The sequence below is a fragment of the Phaeodactylibacter luteus genome (assembly GCF_007993045.1).
Taxonomy (GTDB): Bacteria; Bacteroidota; Bacteroidia; order Chitinophagales; family Saprospiraceae; genus Phaeodactylibacter; species Phaeodactylibacter luteus.
In genome coordinates, this window is the sequence record NZ_VOOR01000014.1 from 92,478 (window position 1) to 111,159 (window position 18,682).

The 18,682-nt window shown below is 54.7% G+C and carries 14 protein-coding genes; 8 read left to right on the forward strand and 6 right to left on the reverse strand.

Annotation, left to right across the window (positions count from 1 at the left end; translation table 11 throughout):
- Positions 1–168: 168 nt before the first annotated feature.
- Positions 169–1,185, reverse strand: a complete 1,017-nt coding sequence (locus FRY97_RS08740; protein ID WP_147167070.1) for a DUF4249 family protein — start codon at positions 1,183–1,185, stop codon at positions 169–171.
- 212 nt (positions 1,186–1,397) lie between these two features.
- On the opposite strand from FRY97_RS08740, the gene panB reads away from it, so the two are divergent.
- On the forward strand, positions 1,398–2,213 hold the full coding sequence (panB, locus tag FRY97_RS08745) for a 3-methyl-2-oxobutanoate hydroxymethyltransferase (RefSeq protein ID WP_147167071.1): 816 nt from the start codon (positions 1,398–1,400) through the stop codon (positions 2,211–2,213).
- A 24-nt stretch (positions 2,214–2,237) separates the two neighbouring features.
- Entirely contained in the window at positions 2,238–3,272 is a 1,035-nt protein-coding gene (gene mltG, locus FRY97_RS08750; protein ID WP_147167072.1) for an endolytic transglycosylase MltG, read from the forward strand.
- A gap of 122 nt (positions 3,273–3,394) precedes the next feature.
- On the opposite strand, the gene FRY97_RS08755 is transcribed toward mltG, so the two are convergent.
- A complete protein-coding gene (locus FRY97_RS08755) occupies positions 3,395–4,468 on the reverse strand; it encodes a hypothetical protein (RefSeq protein ID WP_147167073.1) in 1,074 nt (357 codons plus the stop codon).
- Between the two features lie 174 nt (positions 4,469–4,642).
- On the opposite strand from FRY97_RS08755, the gene FRY97_RS08760 reads away from it, so the two are divergent.
- Together FRY97_RS08760 and FRY97_RS08765 are read left to right on the forward strand one after the other, a co-directional pair.
- On the forward strand, positions 4,643–5,794 hold the full coding sequence (locus FRY97_RS08760; protein WP_246141635.1) for an alkaline phosphatase: 1,152 nt from the start codon (positions 4,643–4,645) through the stop codon (positions 5,792–5,794).
- A gap of 94 nt (positions 5,795–5,888) precedes the next feature.
- Positions 5,889–7,037 (forward strand): acyl-CoA dehydrogenase family protein, encoded by a 1,149-nt coding sequence (locus FRY97_RS08765; protein ID WP_147167074.1) that lies wholly within the window; start codon positions 5,889–5,891, stop codon positions 7,035–7,037.
- 48 nt (positions 7,038–7,085) lie between these two features.
- Here FRY97_RS08765 and FRY97_RS08770 read toward each other — a convergent pair whose 3' ends face one another.
- The 4 genes from FRY97_RS08770 to FRY97_RS08785 all read right to left on the reverse strand — a co-directional run bounded on the left by FRY97_RS08770 (position 7,086) and on the right by FRY97_RS08785 (position 11,867).
- Positions 7,086–7,844, reverse strand: a complete 759-nt coding sequence (locus tag FRY97_RS08770) for a LytR/AlgR family response regulator transcription factor (RefSeq protein WP_147167075.1) — start codon at positions 7,842–7,844, stop codon at positions 7,086–7,088.
- Complete coding sequence (locus tag FRY97_RS08775) at positions 7,841–8,923, reverse strand: sensor histidine kinase (RefSeq protein ID WP_170254554.1); 1,083 nt, start codon at positions 8,921–8,923, stop codon at positions 7,841–7,843. The genes FRY97_RS08770 and FRY97_RS08775 overlap by 4 nt, the downstream gene beginning before the upstream one ends.
- Positions 8,924–9,028: 105 nt before the next feature.
- Positions 9,029–9,688, reverse strand: coding sequence for a hypothetical protein (locus tag FRY97_RS08780; protein ID WP_147167077.1), 660 nt, complete (start codon positions 9,686–9,688; stop codon positions 9,029–9,031).
- A gap of 37 nt (positions 9,689–9,725) precedes the next feature.
- Positions 9,726–11,867 carry a TonB-dependent receptor gene (locus FRY97_RS08785; RefSeq protein WP_147167078.1) on the reverse strand — a complete coding sequence of 714 codons (2,142 nt, stop codon included), beginning with the start codon at positions 11,865–11,867 and terminating at the stop codon, positions 9,726–9,728.
- Positions 11,868–12,282: 415 nt separating this feature from the next.
- Between FRY97_RS08785 and FRY97_RS08790 the strand changes: the two genes are divergently transcribed.
- The 4 genes from FRY97_RS08790 (at position 12,283) to FRY97_RS08805 (ending at position 18,649) form a co-directional block, all read left to right on the forward strand.
- The gene (locus FRY97_RS08790; protein WP_147167079.1) at positions 12,283–13,380 is read left to right on the forward strand and encodes a sensor histidine kinase; all 1,098 of its coding nucleotides are present in this window, start codon (positions 12,283–12,285) and stop codon (positions 13,378–13,380) included.
- 4 nt (positions 13,381–13,384) lie between these two features.
- A complete protein-coding gene (locus FRY97_RS08795) occupies positions 13,385–14,161 on the forward strand; it encodes a LytR/AlgR family response regulator transcription factor (RefSeq protein WP_147167080.1) in 777 nt (258 codons plus the stop codon).
- Between the two features lie 288 nt (positions 14,162–14,449).
- A complete protein-coding gene (locus FRY97_RS08800; RefSeq protein WP_147167081.1) occupies positions 14,450–15,322 on the forward strand; it encodes an FRG domain-containing protein in 873 nt (290 codons plus the stop codon).
- Between the two features lie 201 nt (positions 15,323–15,523).
- Positions 15,524–18,649 (forward strand): WD40/YVTN/BNR-like repeat-containing protein, encoded by a 3,126-nt coding sequence (locus FRY97_RS08805; protein WP_147167082.1) that lies wholly within the window; start codon positions 15,524–15,526, stop codon positions 18,647–18,649.
- The last annotated feature ends 33 nt before the right edge of the window (positions 18,650–18,682 follow it).

Consider the following 18,682-nt stretch of genomic DNA (forward strand, 5'->3'; position numbering starts at 1 on the left):
TTGCCTGAAATGCGTGTGCTGCAGGGCCATTTGCGCTGGGATTGGGCTAGCGATGCGCAGGGGTGGCAAGCCCGATAGGGCCGAGCGGACAGCGAGCCCCGGAGCGTAGCGCCCCCTGCCGGTAGACGGCTGGGGGAGCCCCCGCAATAGACAGCAGCCTTCGCTCAGCTATCGGAAATTCAGGCTACGGGTAAAAATCCCATTGACGAGGGAATCGCGAGCCTCTCCCGTAATGCGGAAGCCGATGCGCTTCAGTTGGTAACGAGAGGTGAACACGCCAAGCCCGCCATCAAGGTTGGTATAAGTCGGGATGCTCTGTGCACTTGTGATGCCGGTATTGGCCTGTGCGACCCGGACAAAGTCTAGCAGCTCCTGCCCGGAGCCCGTGATATAGAGGTCCATATTATCGAAGATGCGGATTTCGCCTTGGCTTGGCGGGAGGGCACCTCCAAGGAAGGCATAGAAGGATTGCCCCTGGATATCGATTTTTAAGCGCTCTGCGTCTGCATCTGTCCGCTCTACTTCTTTAGCGACCACCCATTCCAGCGTTTTTTTGGTAAACTGAGTGGGGTTCTCCGGAGTGGACTCCCTGTAGTTGATGACAAAACGCACATCGAAAATCTGTGCCTCCAGGCCCGGCCTCCAGGCTACTGCCCTCAGCTGCGGGTAGCGCCATTGAGAGATCTGGTTGGAGGGGGAAGAGCTGACTGAGTCAATTTCATTGAGCACGATAGTCTGAGCAGTAACCGGCGGCAGGTTGTCGCCACGGTCGATGCGCAGGGCGACTTCATCCCCTCCGGACAGTACGGCCTGCCCTGCGGGGAGTTTGTAAAGGATGTTGGGATCGTTGGCGAAGGCGCCCTCTTGCTTAGGATAGCCTTCTTGGTTGCCATCGACGCGCTCTAAGACGTAGGAGTCGCCGGTTGTGCTGTTTTCAAGCGAAACGGTGATATCGCCTGGCCCATAGTAAATAGAATCAGCAATCTGAGCAATCTGGACCGCATCCCCTCCCGGCTCGAGGAAAGCTTTCTGGACCCGGACGTAATGCGCAGTATCCTGTACAGAAAGGAAAGCGTAGACTACGGGAATGTCTTTCCATTCCGATTCGAGCGCGACCTCTGTAGAACAGGAGGCTAACGCGATTGCTGCCAGAAAAGAGAAGCTAAGTTTTTTGGTCAAAGTCATGTATAAAAAATCGTACGGTGGTTTGGATGGAATACCGCCCTAGGCCGGAGGCTTGAAGCGAAGCACCGCAAAGGTAAACCTTTTCCCAGCACTTCACCAACACAACAAGGCAGGCGGCATTGACGTTTGCCGGACGTAAAGCAAGTTGCCTGGCAGCTTTCAGAAGTGCCTGCACGCGCTGAAAGTTTTATATTGTGCCCAAAATAAAGCCAATGTCTGTCAATAAAGAAGTAAAACGAATGACCACGCATGTCATTCAGGCGATGAAAGAGCAGGGTGAGAAAATCACGATGCTGACCGCCTATGATTTTTCGATGGCACGCATTCTCGACGAAGCGGGCATTGATGTCCTGCTGGTTGGAGATTCGGCCTCCAATGTCATGGCCGGGCATGAGACCACTCTTCCGATCACCCTCGATCAGATGATCTACCATGCATCCTCGGTAGTCAGGGCCGTAGGGCGCGCCCTGGTCGTTGTAGACCTCCCCTTTGGCTCCTATCAGGGCAACTCCAGGATTGCGCTGGAGTCTACCATCCGGATCATGAAAGAATCTGGTGCGCATGCGGTCAAGCTGGAAGGAGGGGCTGAGATACAAGAATCCATCAAGCGGATTTTATCGGCTGGCGTCCCGGTCATGGGCCACCTAGGGCTTACGCCTCAGTCCATCTACAAATTCGGCACGTACACCGTGCGCGCACGCGAAGAAGCAGAAGCGGCTAAGCTGCTGGAAGATGCCCGCCTGCTGCAAGAGCTTGGGTGCTTTGCCATCGTTCTGGAAAAAATCCCTGCCAAGCTGGCCAAGCAGGTCGCACAGTCCGTTGACATTCCGGTTATCGGTATCGGCGCAGGGCCTGATGTGGATGGCCAGGTGCTGGTAAGCCATGACCTTTTGGGGATCACCAAAGATTTCCAGCCGCGGTTTCTGAGGCGTTACCTAGACCTGTTCGAAGAGATCAAAGGCGCGGCAGAGCAATACGCCAAGGATGTGCGCACTGGCAGCTTCCCCAACGAGAAAGAACAATATTAAATTTGACGTGACCAATGTGCCTCTATGAAACGAAAGATCCTATCGCTCGCAGCCATCTTCGCAGTGCTCGGGCTGGGCGCTGCCTTCTGGGCTTACCGCACTTTCATCGCTGGCCCGGCCATACCCAAAGGGCTGGCGGATTACACGGTGGAGATACCTGCCCAAAGCTCTTTTGAAGACGTCGTAGGCTTGCTGCTGGAGCAAAAGCTCCTCGAAGACGAAGCGGCTTTCCGACTGCTCGCAGAGCAGATGAATTATAAAAAAGACCCTATGCGGAGCGGGCGCTACGAGCTGCAGCCCGGCTGGAACATGCTACAGGCTATCCGGCACCTTAGAGGCGGGGCGCAAAAGCCGGTGCAGGTGGTGTTGTCTACCGCCCGCTTGGCTGAAGAAGTGGCCGGCAGGGCAGCAGCCTACCTCGAAGCAGACTCTTTGGCTTTTGCCTATGCCATGCAAAACCCTGCCCTGCTGCAGGAGCTCGGTTTTACCCCCGAGACCCTCATGAGCCTTTTCATACCTAACACCTATGAGCTGTACTGGAATACTTCCCCAAAAGGCTTTTTGGAGCGTATGAAGATGGAGCACGATAAATTTTGGGGAAGAGAGGGCCGGCTGCAAGCTGCACAGGCGCTCGGGCTGTCAACGGCGGAAGTGTATACCCTGGCCTCAATCGTAGAGCGGGAGACCCTCGTCAAAGCAGAAAAACCACGGATGGCCGGGGTATACCTCAACCGTCTGCGGATTGGCATGCCGCTGCAGGCAGACCCGACAGCGGTTTTTGCACGGCGGGATTTTTCTGCTAGCAGGGTGACCGACTACCATACGAAGTTTGACGACCCCTACAATACGTATATGTACCCGGGGCTGCCGCCGGGGCCGATTTCGATGGCATCTATCTCCAGCATTGATGCAGTGCTAAAGGCCGAAAAACACAACTTCCTTTATTTCTGTGCTAAGGGGGACGGCAGTGGGCTGCACGCTTTTGCCAGTTCCCTTGCCGCGCATAACCGCAATGCGGCCATTTACCGTCAGAACCTCCGTGCCCGTGGCCTGAGGTAGGCTGATGCCAAAATACAAGAAGGCGGAGGCCGCCTAGCGGTTCCGCCCTCTCCTTAACTTGTGGGGCTTTTTCGGTGTGCAATAGCTTCGATCGGCCATAAGGCCGAGCTCCAAACCTGCTCTTACCTCAGGCTGTTCTGCACGCTATCTTTTACAGCTTGTGCCCTGAGCTCATGCTGTACCGGAGAGCTGCTCAAAATGGCTTCTGCCTCCTCGTAAAAGGTATCGAGGTACTGTAAAACTTCCTCCCGGCCCTGCCTGCTGAGGAGTTTAAAGCCATTGACGATGGCCTGCATGGCAGCGCGCTTGTTACGGAACTCCTCTAATGTGCCCGCTAAAATAGCGGCGTCAACTTTTTCTCCAAGGAAAACCCGCTGCTTGACCGATACCAGGCCGTAGTCTGAATTGGGCAGGGCGTAAGAAGGGGCAACAAGCCCTGAAAAATCGAAGTCGTAAGGGACGGGGATGACGCCAGAGCCGATATAAGGCGTGACCATCTTTACGTTCCGCATCATCGGGGTGCTATAATCTGCATTGCCTATCATATATTGGAATACCGCCATGCGGTTTTCATCAGCGAGGGAGAGCCCCTCTTTGGGCACATTCAGGCACTCTTCGCACTCTTTGCCGCCGGCGCGGTGGGCCATTTCGTCCGTATCTTCCAGGATAAAACCATAGCGTTTGATCCTGCTGATTCGGTTTTTAGTGTCGATATACGTTATCTTTACCAATTGTGCGCGGTAGCTTTTGGGCGTCAATTCGTTGTAAAGGCGGTATGCAAGGTATTCTTTGGCTACATTCTCCTTGGAAACGAACTTGTCGTCAAGGCAATGCGTGACAAGCTTCAGCTTGTCGTATTCCGCGATATAGCCGCTTGAAAGCAGGCGGTCTTTGGAGAAGTTCAGCTTCACAGGAGGGAAATCGCAGACACTGCGGCGGAACTTGCCGCGCGGCTTGACTTTGATCTCGTGCACTTCCAATGTGCCGGAAGCATTCTCAAAAGAGAACACTGCTTTCTGATAATCTTCTGTCTTGCGGTTATCGATCAGCGAGGCTAAGTCTGTCTCTATAGACACCTCAAGGGCTTCGGCACTGAACGACAAGCCATCAAAGATAGTCCTGTCTGCCTGTTGTGCTGCAGATACCGTGCTCAGGCTGAACAGTGCCAAAAGAGCGATAAGGAACCTGATATTCATAGCAGTCATTGAGTTTTATTCTAAAACGAGTTTGTGTTCTTTTTCAACGCTGCAAAGCTAAGTTAGTTCCAAATTAAATTCCACGAAACCCTCATTAATTATCTGTTAACAGAATTTAGTTTTTAAAACAACTACTTACTAAAGAACAATTCTGTCAAAAGACACGATTAGGCTATGTCAAAGCTCTACAATTCCTACTGGCAAAATTTAAATTTCAGGGCCTTTTTAGCCTATTCCGCTTTGGTGCTCCTTATGGGCAGCTGCACCCCCGCTAAGGAGGCACAGGTGAGCGGAAAAAAAGCCCGGAACATCATATTTATGGTCGGCGACGGTATGGGGCTGTCACAGATCTCTGCGGCGTTTTATGCCAATAGCCAAAAACTTGCCCTACAGCAATTCCCGCACGTTGGTTTTCACAAAACCCCTTCCTCGAACGATTTGATCACTGACTCTGCAGCGGGGGCAACGGCTTTCTCCTGCGGGGTAAAAACCTACAACGGCGCCATAGGGCTCACTGCGGATAGTACAGCCTGCACCACCATATTGGAAATGGCCAGGGATGAGGGCTTTGCCACAGGCCTGATCGCAACGTCTACCATTGTGCACGCCACCCCTGCCGCATTTGCGGCGCATCAGCCCATAAGGGTATTCCACGATCAGATTGCAGCAGACTTGGCCGGTTCTGGCGTAGACCTGCTCATCGGAGGGGGCAAACGGTATTTTGACCGGCGGGAAGCCGACGACCGGAATTTGCTGGAGGAGATGCGGAAAAACGGCTACTTCATTGCCACCTACCTCGATTTTGAACTGGCAGACCTCGTCCCCTCCCCTGCTTCCAAGTTTGCCTATTTTGCTGCTGACAAGCACCCGCTGACCAAAGAAGCGGGGCGGGAGTACCTGCCGGCTGCGGTCAGGACAGGGGCTGCGTTCTTGCGGAGCCGAAGCAAAAAGGGCTTCTTCCTCTTGGTAGAAGGCTCTCAGATTGACTGGGGCGGGCATGCCAACGATGGCAACCTGATTGTCAATGAGACCCTGGATTTTGACGATGCGGTCAGGATAGCCCTCAATTTTGCTCGCCGCGACGGGGAGACGCTGGTCATTGTCACCGCTGATCACGAGTCGGGCGGATTGGCCCTCGCACGGTCCGGTTCGCCCCAAGAGCTGGAGCATCAGTTCACCACCAATGGGCATACCGCGGCTATGGTGCCGGTCTTCGCTTTTGGGCCCTCTGCCGAACTCTTCGACGGCATTTATGAAAACACAGAAATTTTTTATAAAATGCAGCTTGCTCTAGGCCTTAGCAGCAGCCCCGCCCCTGAGCCCTAAACCTTTTCTGCTCCTCAGTTTTTATATATTGGCGAAAGCCCAACTACCACTGCTCGACTTATCAACTAACCAAATATCTCAAATCGTTACCTGTATGAGTGTTGAAACATTAAATAACCTGCAGCTCATTAAAGAGACTGCCCGTGACTTTGCGGAGAACTACATCCGGCCGCATGTCATGGAATGGGACGAAGCCCAAGAATTCCCCGTAGATCTGTTCCGGCAGATGGGGCAGTACGGATTCCTCGGCGTTTTGGTGCCCGAAAAATACAATGGTGCCGGGCTTGGCTACCAAGAGTACATTACTGTCATTGAAGAGATCGGCAAGGTCTGCGGCTCCATTGGCTTGTCTGTAGCTGCACACAACTCGCTGTGCACCAATCATATTTTGATGTTTGGCAATGAAGAGCAGAAGCTCAAATACCTTCCCAAGCTGGCCACCGGCGAGTTCATCGGCGCATGGGGCCTGACGGAGCCCAATACCGGGAGCGACGCCGGCCGCATGAAGACCGTGGCTGAAGAAGATGGCGATTATTACGTCCTGAACGGGGCTAAAAACTTTATCACCCACGGCAAATCCGGAGATGTAGCAGTGGTCATTGCACGGACAGGAGAGCTGCTCGACAGCCACGGCATGACCGCCTTCATCATCGAACGGGGCACGCCGGGCTTTTCCGCTGGCAAGAAAGAGAACAAACTTGGGATGCGGGCCAGCGAAACCGCCGAGCTCATCTTCAACGATTGCCGGGTACACAAAAGCCAGGTACTGGGCGAAGTGGGCGATGGCTTTATACAGTCCATGAAAATTTTGGATGGCGGCCGGATATCCATTGCGGCCCTTTCGCTTGCTATCGCAAAAGGGGCTTACGAGGCTGCTGTGCAGTACGCTAAGGAGCGCGAGCAGTTCGGCAAGCCGATCGCTTCCTTCCAGGCTATCAGCTTTAAGCTTGCCGACATGGCCACCAAAATACAGGCGGCAGAGCTGCTTACCCGGAAATCGGGCCACTTGAAAGACAAAGGGGAGAAAGTGACCCGCATCTCGTCCATGGCCAAATACTACGCTTCAGAAGCTGCCGTTTGGGTGGCCAACGAGGCCGTGCAGGTATTTGGCGGCTATGGCTACATCAAGGACTTCCCCGTTGAGAAGTACTACAGGGATGCCAAATTGTGCACCATAGGCGAAGGGACTTCGGAAATCCAGAAGCTCGTCATCTCGCGGGAAATCATGAAGGAAGGCGCTTGACTCTGCTAAAGCACTGCCCAAGGCCATAAGGCCTTGGGCAGTTTGCCCTTATCCGCCCATCCACATTTTAAAGGAAGCCACCCTTTCCCGGCTGACGACCAGCTCCTCCCCGTTGGCAAGTTCTACTTTGAGCCGAGCCCCGGAATAAACTGTAGCCTTCCTGACCGCTTCAGCATGTACGATATACTGCCTATTGGCCCTAAAGAAGTCTGTGGGGTCTAACATCTCTTCCAGCTGCTCCAGCGTAAAATCCAAAGCAAACTTCCGCCCCCCCTCGGCCAAGGCCAGCCAAGTGGTTTTGTGAGCAGTAAAAAAACAGGCTACCTCTGAAGCGCGCACCGAAAAGAGGTGGGGGCCTGTCTTGACGACGAACCGCTGCCGGTAGCCTCTGCCCACAGGGTTAAGTGCCTGTATCAGCTGGCTAACGTCAGGGGCGCCTGCCCTCATTGACCGTTTTAGCTGCTCATATTTTACGAATGCCTGCCGTACATCCTCCAAGTTGAATGGCTTGAGCAGATAATCTATGCTGTTGACCTTGAAGGCCTGCATCAGGTATTGGTCGAAAGCAGTAGCAAAAATGACCGGGCAAGGCACATCAGCCTGTTGGAATATGTCAAAACTGGCACCGTCAGCGAGCTGAATATCGAAAAAAGCCAGGTCGATAGCCTCTCCTTTGTGGAGCCACTCCACTGCGCCTTCCACGGTATCCGCGATAGCGGCAATACGCGCGCCAGGGTGGGCCTCGCAAATCAAATCAGCAAGGCGCTCTGCTGCCAGCTCTTCGTCTTCTGCTATCAGTACCCTCATAACGCCCCATCTTTTGCAAGGGCAGCAACTGGCTTCAGCTCCAATATTGGGACGCGGGCCCAGAAAAACCCGCCCTCGGTTTTGATGTCCAGCTGTTGGCCAGCCAGGAAAGCATACCTGCGCTGAAGGTTGGGCAAGCCAGCCCCTACCCTGTCCTGCCGGTTGGTTTTCAACTGCAGGGTATTCTTTACGATAAGGCTGCCCCCTTCGCGCGAAATGAGGATAGCAAGCGGTTTGCCCTTGGCTGCCACATTGTGCTTGACTGCGTTCTCCACCAGCATCTGCAGGGCCAGGGGGACAATAGCCTCATCTACTTGTGCCGCCACTTCAAGGCGGGTATCAATAGCCTCCCCAAACCTAATGCGGAGCAGAAAAAGGTAAGCCTGTAGCATGCCGAGCTCTTCCTCAAGGGGCACCAGCTCCTGCCCGCTAGTGTCCAGCACATAACGGTATACCTGCGAAAGCTGACGGATGAACTGGGCTGAAAGGTCCGCGTCTTTGTATACCAAAGCGGACAAGACATTGAAGCTATTGAACAGAAAATGAGGGTTAACCTGATTTTTCAAGGCTTCGTACTCAGCAGCCAGGGCAGCCCGTTTATTGGCTTCTGCCTCCACCTCTGCATTTTTCCAAGCAATGAAAAAGCCCCGCCCGTGCAGAAAAAAAGAAACCAAAAGGGTGATGCCCGAAATAGAAATAAAAAACGGCCAGCCTACCCCCCCTATCGCTTCTGAAGGGCGCTGCCCCCAGATCGGATAAGCGTAAGCCAACACAATAAGCAGGGCAATGCCCAGGGAGTATGCCAAGGTCAGCAGCAAGCTGATGGCCAGCCGCTTCACCGGAGTTTCCAACCAAGGCATTTCCCGCTCCAGCAAATGGAACAACTTCCCGTTGCCCCAGCCTATAGCCACCCAGATGGTGCCGTTCAGCGCCCAGCCTTTGAGGAATGCGCCCCATTCGCCTTCCAGCAGCAGCCCAGAGCTGAACGCTAAAGTGACCGCCCCGCCGCCGGCTGCAAACTGTAGCAGCAGGCTTTTGGCCTCTCCCCAATTGAATGTGCTCTTGACTTTTGACATCATTGCCTGGTTATTGGAAAACATTTGAAAGGCTAAGCCTGGGCAGGAAGGTGCGCTCTCACCCCCACAATGCCTCCCTGCTCATCAGGCTTAAATATACAAAATACCTTATTCCGTGGCCTGCTTGGCCTGCTGCAGCAGCTCTTGGTTGAAGAAAGCGCCCCAAACTGGGCCATACTCGCCAGTTTTTTTGCCAGCGTCAAACCTGGCTGCCGCCTTCTCCAGATAAGGCAGCGCCGCTTCGGCACCGCCCCCGAAAAAAGAGGGCGTGTAGAAAAGGTGCATCCCCATAAGATGGTAAGCACGCGGGTTCTCATCATTGAGCTCAATGGCCTTGGCATAAGCTGCCGAAGCTTTAGGGCTGTACTTGGCCCCGTTCACCATAGGCGCCTTCCATATCCTGCCCGTGTAAACGTACCCCTGCAAGGCTACGATCTCAGACTCCTGCGGGGCAAGGGCCAATGCTCGGTCTAAGGCTGCTTGGGCTTTGTCCAAATGCGCGGATAAGGCACCGCCTTCCTTTTCTTCCATGGCCTCGCCTGCCAGCATCATATGGCAGTAGGCCAAATGGTAGGCAGGCTGCCAACGCTGAGGCTCTGCCTCGCTGATCCGCTCGAACAAGGCGGCCGCAGGGCCGAAGTCTCGGGTCCGCTCTGCCTCTTCCAACAGGGCAAGCCCCTTGGCCATACCGTTCTCAAATTGGCCATCCTGGCCGTAAGTTGCCCAGGCAAGAAGCAGGTTCATCGCTAAGAAAATCATCGTCTTCATGGTTGTTCTTTTTTTTGAGAAAAAGTGGTGTAGAAAATCAATTGCTGAAGTAACGCCCTTCCCCTATGGAGAGGAAAAGCCCGGCGAAAAAGAAACGGGGGGCTGCAGGCCGCAAGGCCACCGGCTGGTAGAGCCCATCCGGGCCAGGCTCGGTGTCAAACCGCTCGCCGAAGGCCTGCCGGAAACCCGGTACATTGGTGACAGATAGGTACACAATTGCAAATTGCCCAAAAAGCTCCGTCAGGTAACTGGCATTAAAACTCAAATCCTGGTACAATGGGGTCTGTTTGTCCATAAACTCAGGAGTGTTGGGGTCATCGTAAGGCCTGGGGCTGCTCAGGGTATAGGTGAGCCCTATACTGGTCTGCCAATCCCGGACCCAATGCTTGTAAACCACTGAGGCATTGTGGCGGGAAGCAAAGCTAGGGGTGAAAGGCCCAGGAAACCCCAAATACTCCCTTTCGGTATCTAGAAAGGAGTAGGACACCCAGAAATCGCCGTTGCTGATGCTGGCCTGGTCCCGGTAAAAGAAATCCAGCCCCCGGGCAAAGCCCCGCCCGCTATTGTCCACCATCCAAGGCTGCCCCTCTGGGAAACGGGCCAGGCTGCGGTAGTCTTTCACATACCCTTCCACTCGTAGCGAGCGGCCCAAGCGCTGGTACTGGTAGCCCAAAATATAGTGAGAAGCGGACTCGGCCCCCAGGTTTGGCCGGTAGCGCAGCCATTCCTCTGCAGGCGTCTGATGGAAAATCCCCCAGGCCATCGACCACTGCCCGTGTGCTCCTGCTTTGTAGCCTAGAGATACCCGGGGCGCGGCATTGAATTGGCCGGAAAGGGCGCTGTACTCAGCCCGGGCACCGGCGCGCAGTGCCCAATTGCTGCCGAGCTGCCCTTCCGCTTCCACGAAACTGCTGCTCAAGTGCCCGGGCAGCACGGTCCTGAGCGGTTCGCCCACTGAGCTCACATAGTGCTCTTCCCATTGGCTGAAGTACCAGGAACCGCCAAAACGGAGGGCCCAGCTGTTGTTGAAATACCGGGTGGCAACGGTCCGCGCCTGAAAGGTCCGCTCCTGCCGATCAAGGGCAAAGCCATTGCCTACTTTTTCCCGGTCGTAGCCCATAGCCAAGCCGCTTTCCCATGCCCAGTTTTCTCCGGGCAGGAGCTTCAGCGTAGTTTGGGCAAAAGCATTGTCATTGTCCAGGGATAGCGGTGGCTGCTGCCCCCCGTACCGGACAGCCAAGCCTGACCGCTGTGCAGTGGCCTGCGCCTTGAGCATGCCATTTGCGGGGAGGGCCCGCTGATACCCTAGCTGCAAGCTGCCTGCCTGCACCGCCCTTTCCCACTCCAAAAACTGAGGGGCCAGCTGAGTGTAAGGCCCCATGTGGGTATAATCTGCATTGGCCGAAAACGATTGATTGCCCCAGCGCTCGGTATGCCCCGCACCTACCCCTAAGCTAGTGAGAGAAAGGCTGGTCACTGACGCCTCCGGCAGGTCTTTCGTTTCGAGGGACAGCGCAGAGGACAGCCCCTGCCCAAAGGCAGCTGAATACCCCCCGGTGCTAAAAGAAGTGCCTTTGAACAAAAAGGGCGAGAAACGCCCTCTGGCCGGCACATCCGGCACCGAGCTGGTGTAGGGCCGGGGCACCCGCATTCCATCTACGTAAGCCTGCACCTCCCTTGCGTCCCCGCCACGGACGAACAGGCGGCCGTCTTCGGGGTTAGCCTGAGTGCCCGGCAGGGTATTCAAAGCAGCTGCAATGTCTGCATTGGCCCCGGCAGTCAAAGCGATATCAATGGGCCGCAACAGTACAGACTGCTGCTCATCGCTGGCGATGAATGCCCCGGCTGTGATAGTGGCCGCTTGCAGCTCGGTAACCGAAGCGCTCAGCGTAATCTTTAAGGTGTCCCCATTTTCTATGCCCTTCAGCGATATGTCCTGAGGCTCATAACCAAGGTAAGTGACCCTGAGGGCCAGGCTGTCAGCCAAAGCCATTTCCAGCTGGAACCAACCGTCTGTACCGGAAACGCTGCCGTCATAAGTGCCTGGGAGGAATACATTAGCGCCTATAGCCGGGGAGCCATCGTCTAGCCTTACTTGGCCGGTCAGCACCTGTTGTGCTGCTGAAGTGCCTGTCAGGGCGAAGGCCGATAGAAGGAGGAAAGGCTTAAGGAAGCTCATGCGCTGTTTTTTTCGACAATATGCAGCAAAGGCCCGCCGGTGCGCAAAAAAAGCCGACTGGGCTGTGCCATGATGCAAATGAACTGTGAAATGCAGGGGCTGAGCTGTACCCTGCTGGGGCGCAAACCAGATTGTCGTTTTTTTGCCTGCCCCCTCCGCAAGGATAGGGGCCTGCCCCTGCCGTTAGGGCAGGTGCCGCTATGCTGCGGGGCTCGCTGTCCGCTCGGCCCCTCGCCCTACAGGCGTCGGGTCTGGCCTTCAGCCACCCCTTCGCAGCGCTAGGCCAATGCCAGGCTAGTGCCTTAAGCACAAACGCCTGCAATATTTTGGTTCACGCCCCCTGCTTTTCGCCCCATAAAAAACCCTCTGCCACAATTCCCTCCCGATTCCGAGGCTGATGCCTTATTTTTAGAGCATGCAAATCCGCCATCAACCCATACCGTACGGTTATGCCATCTTGAGCGGCATAGGCCTAGGGCTGCTGTTCAGCCTCCGGGATTACCTTTTTATTCATTATCTGCGCGAAAACTATACCTTCGAATGGCCCAGGCTATGGCTGCACTTGGCCAACTACGTGACCTGGGGCTTGATCTTCCCTTTGGTCAACCACCTGATTTACCGGGTGCAAAACCAAGAAAGCCGATTGTGGCTGCCTGCCCGTATCCTTTTTGTTGGGCTTGGGCTGTCGGTGCTGCACGAAGCCATCTCCAACGTTATGTTCTTTGGAGGGCTGCACTTAGGCGGAAAGGAGCAGATCAGTGCAGACACCTTAAGGCATATCATCAAGGCATTGCCCGCAGCCTTAGTCTCCAGGATGATAGAATTCGGCATCCTATACCTTATCTATTCTGCCTTCGCTTTTCAGCGCAAGCTGAGGAACCAACGGGTAGCCATGGCGCAAATGGAAACACAGCTGACCGGGGCTCAGCTGAGCGCATTGCGGCTGCAGCTACAGCCACACTTTCTGTTCAACACCCTCAACACCATCTCCTCTCTAATGGAGTTTGACAAAAAGCAGGCCCAGCAGATGGTCTCCCGCCTGGGGCACTTGCTGCGCTCTGTGCTCGACCAGAATAAGACCAACCGGATCCCCTTGCGGGAAGAGCTTGAATTTTCGCGCAACTACCTCAGCATAGAGCAAATCCGGTTTCAGGACCGCCTCAAGGTGGTGGTACAGGCACCCACTGATGTACTCGATGCCCAAGTGCCCAGCCTGATTTTGCAGCCCTTGGTAGAAAATGCCATCAAACATGGCTTTGCCAATCAAAGTGGAGATGGGCAGATCACGGTACAATGCCGCTTGCTTGAGGACGGGAAGGTGGAAGTAAAGGTGAGCGACGACGGGCAAGGCAGCAGCCGGCCCGCCAAAGAACTGCTCAATAGCGGCATAGGGCTGCAAAACGTCAGGGACCGGCTGGAGCTGATCTATAAATCCGCAGCCAGCCTGAGCATTGATACCGCAAAAGGGGACGGCTTCACGGCCACTGTAGTTTTGCCATACCAACATTCCTAAGGCTATGAAAAAGATAAGAACGCTGATTGTGGACGACGAGCCCCTCGCCAGGGCCAGGATTGCCCGCTTGCTGAGCACCTACCCCTTCATCCATATCCTCGGCGAGTGCAAAAACGGGAAGGAAGCCCTGCAAAGCATCAAAAATTTCCAGCCGGACTTGGTTTTCCTAGACATACAAATGCCCGACTTCAATGGGTTCGACCTGCTCAGCCACCCTGACCTCCAACAATTGCCTTTCATTATCTTTGTCACTGCCTACAATCAGTATGCCCTAAAGGCCTTTGACGTAAAAGCGGTAGACTACCTGTTGAAACCCTACGATAACGAGCGGTTTGAGCAGGCCCTGCTGCATGCGCAGGAGCAAATCAACCAAAAAGAAGAAGCTGCCCTTCACCAAAAAATGGTACAATTGCTTGACCAACACCGCAAACAGCAGGAAGAAAAGCTATTTTATATCGAGATCCGGGAAAAAGGCCGGAACATCTCTGTCTGCACCACAGATATCTCCTACTTCGAAGCAGATGGCAACTACCTCGTGGTCCATACCCCTGAGAAAAAACACCTCATACGCCAAACCCTACAGGCACTGTCAGAAGAGCTCCCTAGCGGGCAGTTCCTGCGCATCCACCGTTCCCTGCTCGTCAATGCCAACTTCATTGCAGATGTCATCTACGAGGGCAACAATCAGTACACCATCGTCCTGAACAGTGGGCTAAGGCTCGCCTCGAGCCGTTCTTTCCGGGATGAGATACACCGATACCTGGACGAAAAGGGCAACTGAAACCATTCACCACAAAATACTCCGTTCAGCACAAGCTGCTTTACTTCCCGTGTGGGTTCCCTTACCTTTAAGGTATCATTACAAATCACCCGATTCAAACGCGGCCCGATTGAGGACTGCAAGACAGCACTCAATCAGGCTGCTTTTTTTAAAAGCAGATCCGCGCCCGGGGGCGCATAAAATATAACATGATGATGTGGCAATGGCAGCCTTGTCCCTCGCGGGCAGGGCTGTCTTTTTTATGCTTTGCGGTAGGTGCCATAACCAAAATACCCTTACCTTTAAGGCATGCACCATCAGCAAGGAGAAACCATAGAAATTCAAACATGGGCGGAGCTGCAAGAGGTACTCTACCGCGACTCTTGGAACGATCAGCTGCAGCGCTTCCGTTCTGGTTATGTGTACCGGGGGCTGGAGGATAAAAGCTACGAGCTGACCTCTACCCTCAACCGCCTCGGGGAATCCCACCTCGAAAAGCACTTGCTGCGCAATTTCCGCAAATATTCCCACAAACAAATCCGTTCGGAATACAACTCCATCTGGAATTGGCTGGCGCTGGCCCAGCACCACGGCCTGCCCACCCGCCTGCTGGATTGGACCTACTCGCCTTACGTAGCCCTGCATTTTACTACGGCAGACTTCAACCGCTACGATGAAGATGGGATGATCTGGGCTGTCAATTATGTAGACACACAGGCCCACCTCCCTGATCAGCTGTCTCTGATCATCGAAGAAGAAGGCTCTCATATCTTTACTGCCGAAATGCTGGAGCGTGCAGTGGACAGCCTCACCGGCCTCAGCCATCTGAAGAAGGATGACTTCGCCATTTTCTTTGAGCCCCCTTCCATCGATGACCGCATCGTCAATCAGTATGCCGTCTTCTCTATGATGTCGAACCCGAACCGGCTGCTGAGCGACTGGCTCAGGAACCGGCAAGTCCGCTACTTCAAAATCATTATCCCCAGCCACCTGAAATGGGAAATCCGCGATAAGCTCGATCAGTCCAACATCAATGAGCGGGTGCTCTTCCCCGGGCTCGACGGGCTGGCCACCTGGCTCAAGCGCCATTATCGGGATGTTAGGCTGGAGCAAGGCCAAAAGCGGGATGAGCCCCAAGGCTCGCCCCCGGCCTCCCCTGCCCCGCCGAGCCAAAGCAGCTGACCCAACACCTTTGCTTTTTTACAATATTTTATATTTCTCTACAGCTTCACTGCGACATTTATTATCTTCAAACCCAAGAAGGCCTTTCTATGCGCTGCCTTTAAACCCTTGAACCACAATCACCCCTTCTGACTTTCAGCGCAAGGCCATTGCATTACCAACTATAAGCCCCTTCCGGGCTTAAACCAACTTTTATCGACTATGCTTAAGCAAAAACTGTTGCGCTGGCCAGCCCTCTGCTTTGTGCTGGCCTGTACCCTCGCCCAGCTTGGGGCACAACCCACTACCGATTACCCTCACACCTTGTATGAAGCTGTCGAATGGCGCAATATCGGGCCATTCCGCGGTGGCCGCAGCTGTGCGGTCGCAGGGGTGCCCGGGCAGCCCAACCTGTATTATTTCGGTTCCACCGGTGGTGGGGTATGGAAAACAAAAGACGGGGGGCAGAGCTGGGAAAACCTATCTGACGGGTTCTTCGGCGGCTCCATAGGCGCAATTGAGGTGAGCACCTACGACCCCAACGTGATTTATGTAGGCGGAGGAGAAAAAACCGTGCGGGGCAACGTGTCCTACGGGTATGGCGTCTGGAAAAGCCTAGACGGCGGCAAGTCCTGGGAGCCCAAAGGGCTTGAATCCTCCCGGCACATCGGCCGTATCCGCATTCATCCCAAAAACCCGGATATTGCTTATGCCGCGGTTATGGGCGACCTCTACAAAAGCACTCCGGAGCGGGGCGTTTACCGGACCAAAGATGGGGGCGACACCTGGGAGCAGGTATTGTTTGCCAATGAAGATGCCGGGGCGGTTGACCTCCTCCTCGACCCCAACAACCCCAGGGTTATTTATGCTTCCACTTGGCGGATACGGCGCACGCCCTACAGCCTTGAGAGCGGGGGCGAAGGCTCAGCTCTCTGGCGCAGCACCGACGGGGGCGATACCTGGGAAGACCTCTCTGGGAAAGAGGGTTTCCCCAAAGGGCCTTTAGGCATCATCGGAGTGGCCGTCTCTCCGGCCAACTCAGAGCGGGTATGGGCTATCGTAGAAGCGGAAGAAGGCGGAGTTGTCCGCTCAGATGATGGGGGCGACACCTGGTCCCGTATCAATGACAGCCGGGCGCTCCGGCAGCGGGCATGGTACTACAGCCGGATTTATGCAGACCCTCAAGACGAGGAAGTCGTCTATGTGCTCAATGTGCAGTACCACAAATCCAAAGACGGGGGGCGCACCTTCAAGCCTTATATGTCGCAGCACAGCGACCACCACGACCTTTGGATCGCGCCTGAAGACCCCGCCCGCATGATCATTGGTGATGACGGGGGCGCACAGATCACTTTTGACGGGGGCGAAAACTGGAGCACTTACCACAATCAGCCTACGGCACAGTTTTACCGGCTGACAACGGACAACGCATTCCCTTACCGTATCTACGCAGCACAGCAAGACAATTCTACTATACGTATACGCCATCGCTCTGAGGGGCGGGAGATCGGGGAATCCGACTGGGAATCTACCGCAGGAGGAGAGAGCGCCCACATCGCTGTAGACCCCACCAATAACGACGTGGTCTTTGGCGGCAGCTATGGAGGCTTCCTGACCATGAAAAACCATCAGACCGGCGAAGAGCGAGCAGTCAATGTCTGGCCAGATAACCCCATGGGCTACGGGGCAGAAGGTATGAAATACCGCTTTCAGTGGAATTTCCCGATCTTCTTCTCCCCTAACGACCCCAAAAAGCTCTATGCAGCCTCCAACCACCTCCACATGAGCACCAACGGCGGAGAAAGCTGGGAGCTCATCAGCCCGGACCTTACCCGGAATGACCCCGGCAAGCTGGGGCCTTCTGGCGGGCCTATTACCAAAGACAATACCGGGGTAGAATACTATTGTACTGTTTTTGCGGCAGCGGAATCGCCCAGCGAGCCAGGCCTTATCTGGGCCGGTTCTGACGATGGCTTGGTCCACTTGACCCGCAATGGCGGCAAGGACTGGGAAAACGTCACCCCAGCCTCTATGCCCGAGTGGATGATGATCAACAGCATAGACCCCGACCCCTTCCGCAAAGGGGCAGCCTTTATTGCCGGCACCCGCTACAAACTCGGCGATTATGCCCCCTACCTCTACCACGTAACGGACTACGGGAAATCTTGGCGGCTGATCACTAAAGGGATTGGCGAAGAGCACTTCACACGTGTTGTACGTGCCGACCCCAAACGGGAGGGGCTGCTCTATGCAGGTACAGAAAGCGGCATGTACCTCTCTTTTGACAACGGCGACTCCTGGGCTTCTTTCCAACAGAACCTCCCCGTAGTGCCTATTACAGACTTGCACATCAAAGACGACAACCTGATCGCTGCAACACAGGGCCGCAGCATTTGGATTATCGATGACCTCACGCCTCTGCATCAGCTCAGCGCACAGCACAAAACAAATGTGCCCCATCTCTTCGAACCACGCCCAGCTTACCGGATGGATGGCGGGCAGCGGAAAAAACCTAAAAATGCTGGCACCAACCACCCCGGTGGCCTCATGGCTTACTTTTTTATCCCCGAAAGCCAGATCCACGACAGTGCTCATATCGCCCTGCGGTTCTTGGAAGCAGACGGGACGCTTATCCGGGCTTTCAGCACACAGGCCAAAGAAAAAGAAGGCCAGCTGGAGGTAAAGGCAGGCAGCAATCAGTTCGTTTGGGACCTCTACTACCCCAAAGCCAAAGACTTCAAAGGGATGATCCTTTGGTGGGCAGGGCTATCTGGGCCTAAAGCTGTACCGGGGGCATACCGGGCTGAGCTCATCGTCGGAACGGATACCCTGCAACAGCCATTTTCGGTGTTGAAAGACCCGCGTACCTCTGCTACCCTTCAGGACATGCAAGCTCAGTTCGATTTCATTACAGCTGTAAACGATAAAGTCTCCGAAGCCCATCAAGCGATTATGGACATCCGCTCCATCCGCGGGCAGCTGGGGCATTTTACTAAAAACTGGAAAGGGCAGGCAGACAAGGCCGCACTCTTAGAACAAGCCAATGCCATCGACAGTGTAATGACCGCTGTGGAAAAAGCCCTCTACCAAACCCGGAACGAGAGCCGGCAAGACCCGCTGAACTATCCCATTCAGCTGACCAACAAGCTGGCCCATCTGAACTCCCTTTTGGGCATAGGGGATTTTGCCCCTACGCAGCAGGATGAAGCCGTTCGCAAGGAGCTGACCGCCAAAATTGATGCACAGCTCGAACGCTTTTACGCTTTGAAAGAGACGGAGATCCCCGAGTTCAACGCTACTGTGAAAGCGCAAGCCGTGGACGCTATCTTCTTGCCGGAAACCAAATAAACAGTTAGCATAATCGAAAAACACCCGCCTTTA

Bases quoted from the DNA above. Each gene is read 5' to 3' on its own strand.
- FRY97_RS08740 (WP_147167070.1), bottom strand. From the start codon at position 1,185: ATGACTTTGACCAAAAAACTTAGCTTCTCTTTTCTGGCAGCAATCGCG.
- panB (WP_147167071.1), top strand. From the start codon at position 1,398: ATGTCTGTCAATAAAGAAGTAAAACGAATGACCACGCATGTCATTCAG.
- mltG (WP_147167072.1), top strand. From the start codon at position 2,238: ATGAAACGAAAGATCCTATCGCTCGCAGCCATCTTCGCAGTGCTCGGG.
- FRY97_RS08755 (WP_147167073.1), bottom strand. From the start codon at position 4,468: ATGAATATCAGGTTCCTTATCGCTCTTTTGGCACTGTTCAGCCTGAGC.
- FRY97_RS08760 (WP_246141635.1), top strand. From the start codon at position 4,643: ATGTCAAAGCTCTACAATTCCTACTGGCAAAATTTAAATTTCAGGGCC.
- FRY97_RS08765 (WP_147167074.1), top strand. From the start codon at position 5,889: ATGAGTGTTGAAACATTAAATAACCTGCAGCTCATTAAAGAGACTGCC.
- FRY97_RS08770 (WP_147167075.1), bottom strand. From the start codon at position 7,844: ATGAGGGTACTGATAGCAGAAGACGAAGAGCTGGCAGCAGAGCGCCTT.
- FRY97_RS08775 (WP_170254554.1), bottom strand. From the start codon at position 8,923: ATGATGTCAAAAGTCAAGAGCACATTCAATTGGGGAGAGGCCAAAAGC.
- FRY97_RS08780 (WP_147167077.1), bottom strand. From the start codon at position 9,688: ATGAAGACGATGATTTTCTTAGCGATGAACCTGCTTCTTGCCTGGGCA.
- FRY97_RS08785 (WP_147167078.1), bottom strand. From the start codon at position 11,867: ATGAGCTTCCTTAAGCCTTTCCTCCTTCTATCGGCCTTCGCCCTGACA.
- FRY97_RS08790 (WP_147167079.1), top strand. From the start codon at position 12,283: ATGCAAATCCGCCATCAACCCATACCGTACGGTTATGCCATCTTGAGC.
- FRY97_RS08795 (WP_147167080.1), top strand. From the start codon at position 13,385: ATGAAAAAGATAAGAACGCTGATTGTGGACGACGAGCCCCTCGCCAGG.
- FRY97_RS08800 (WP_147167081.1), top strand. From the start codon at position 14,450: ATGCACCATCAGCAAGGAGAAACCATAGAAATTCAAACATGGGCGGAG.
- FRY97_RS08805 (WP_147167082.1), top strand. From the start codon at position 15,524: ATGCTTAAGCAAAAACTGTTGCGCTGGCCAGCCCTCTGCTTTGTGCTG.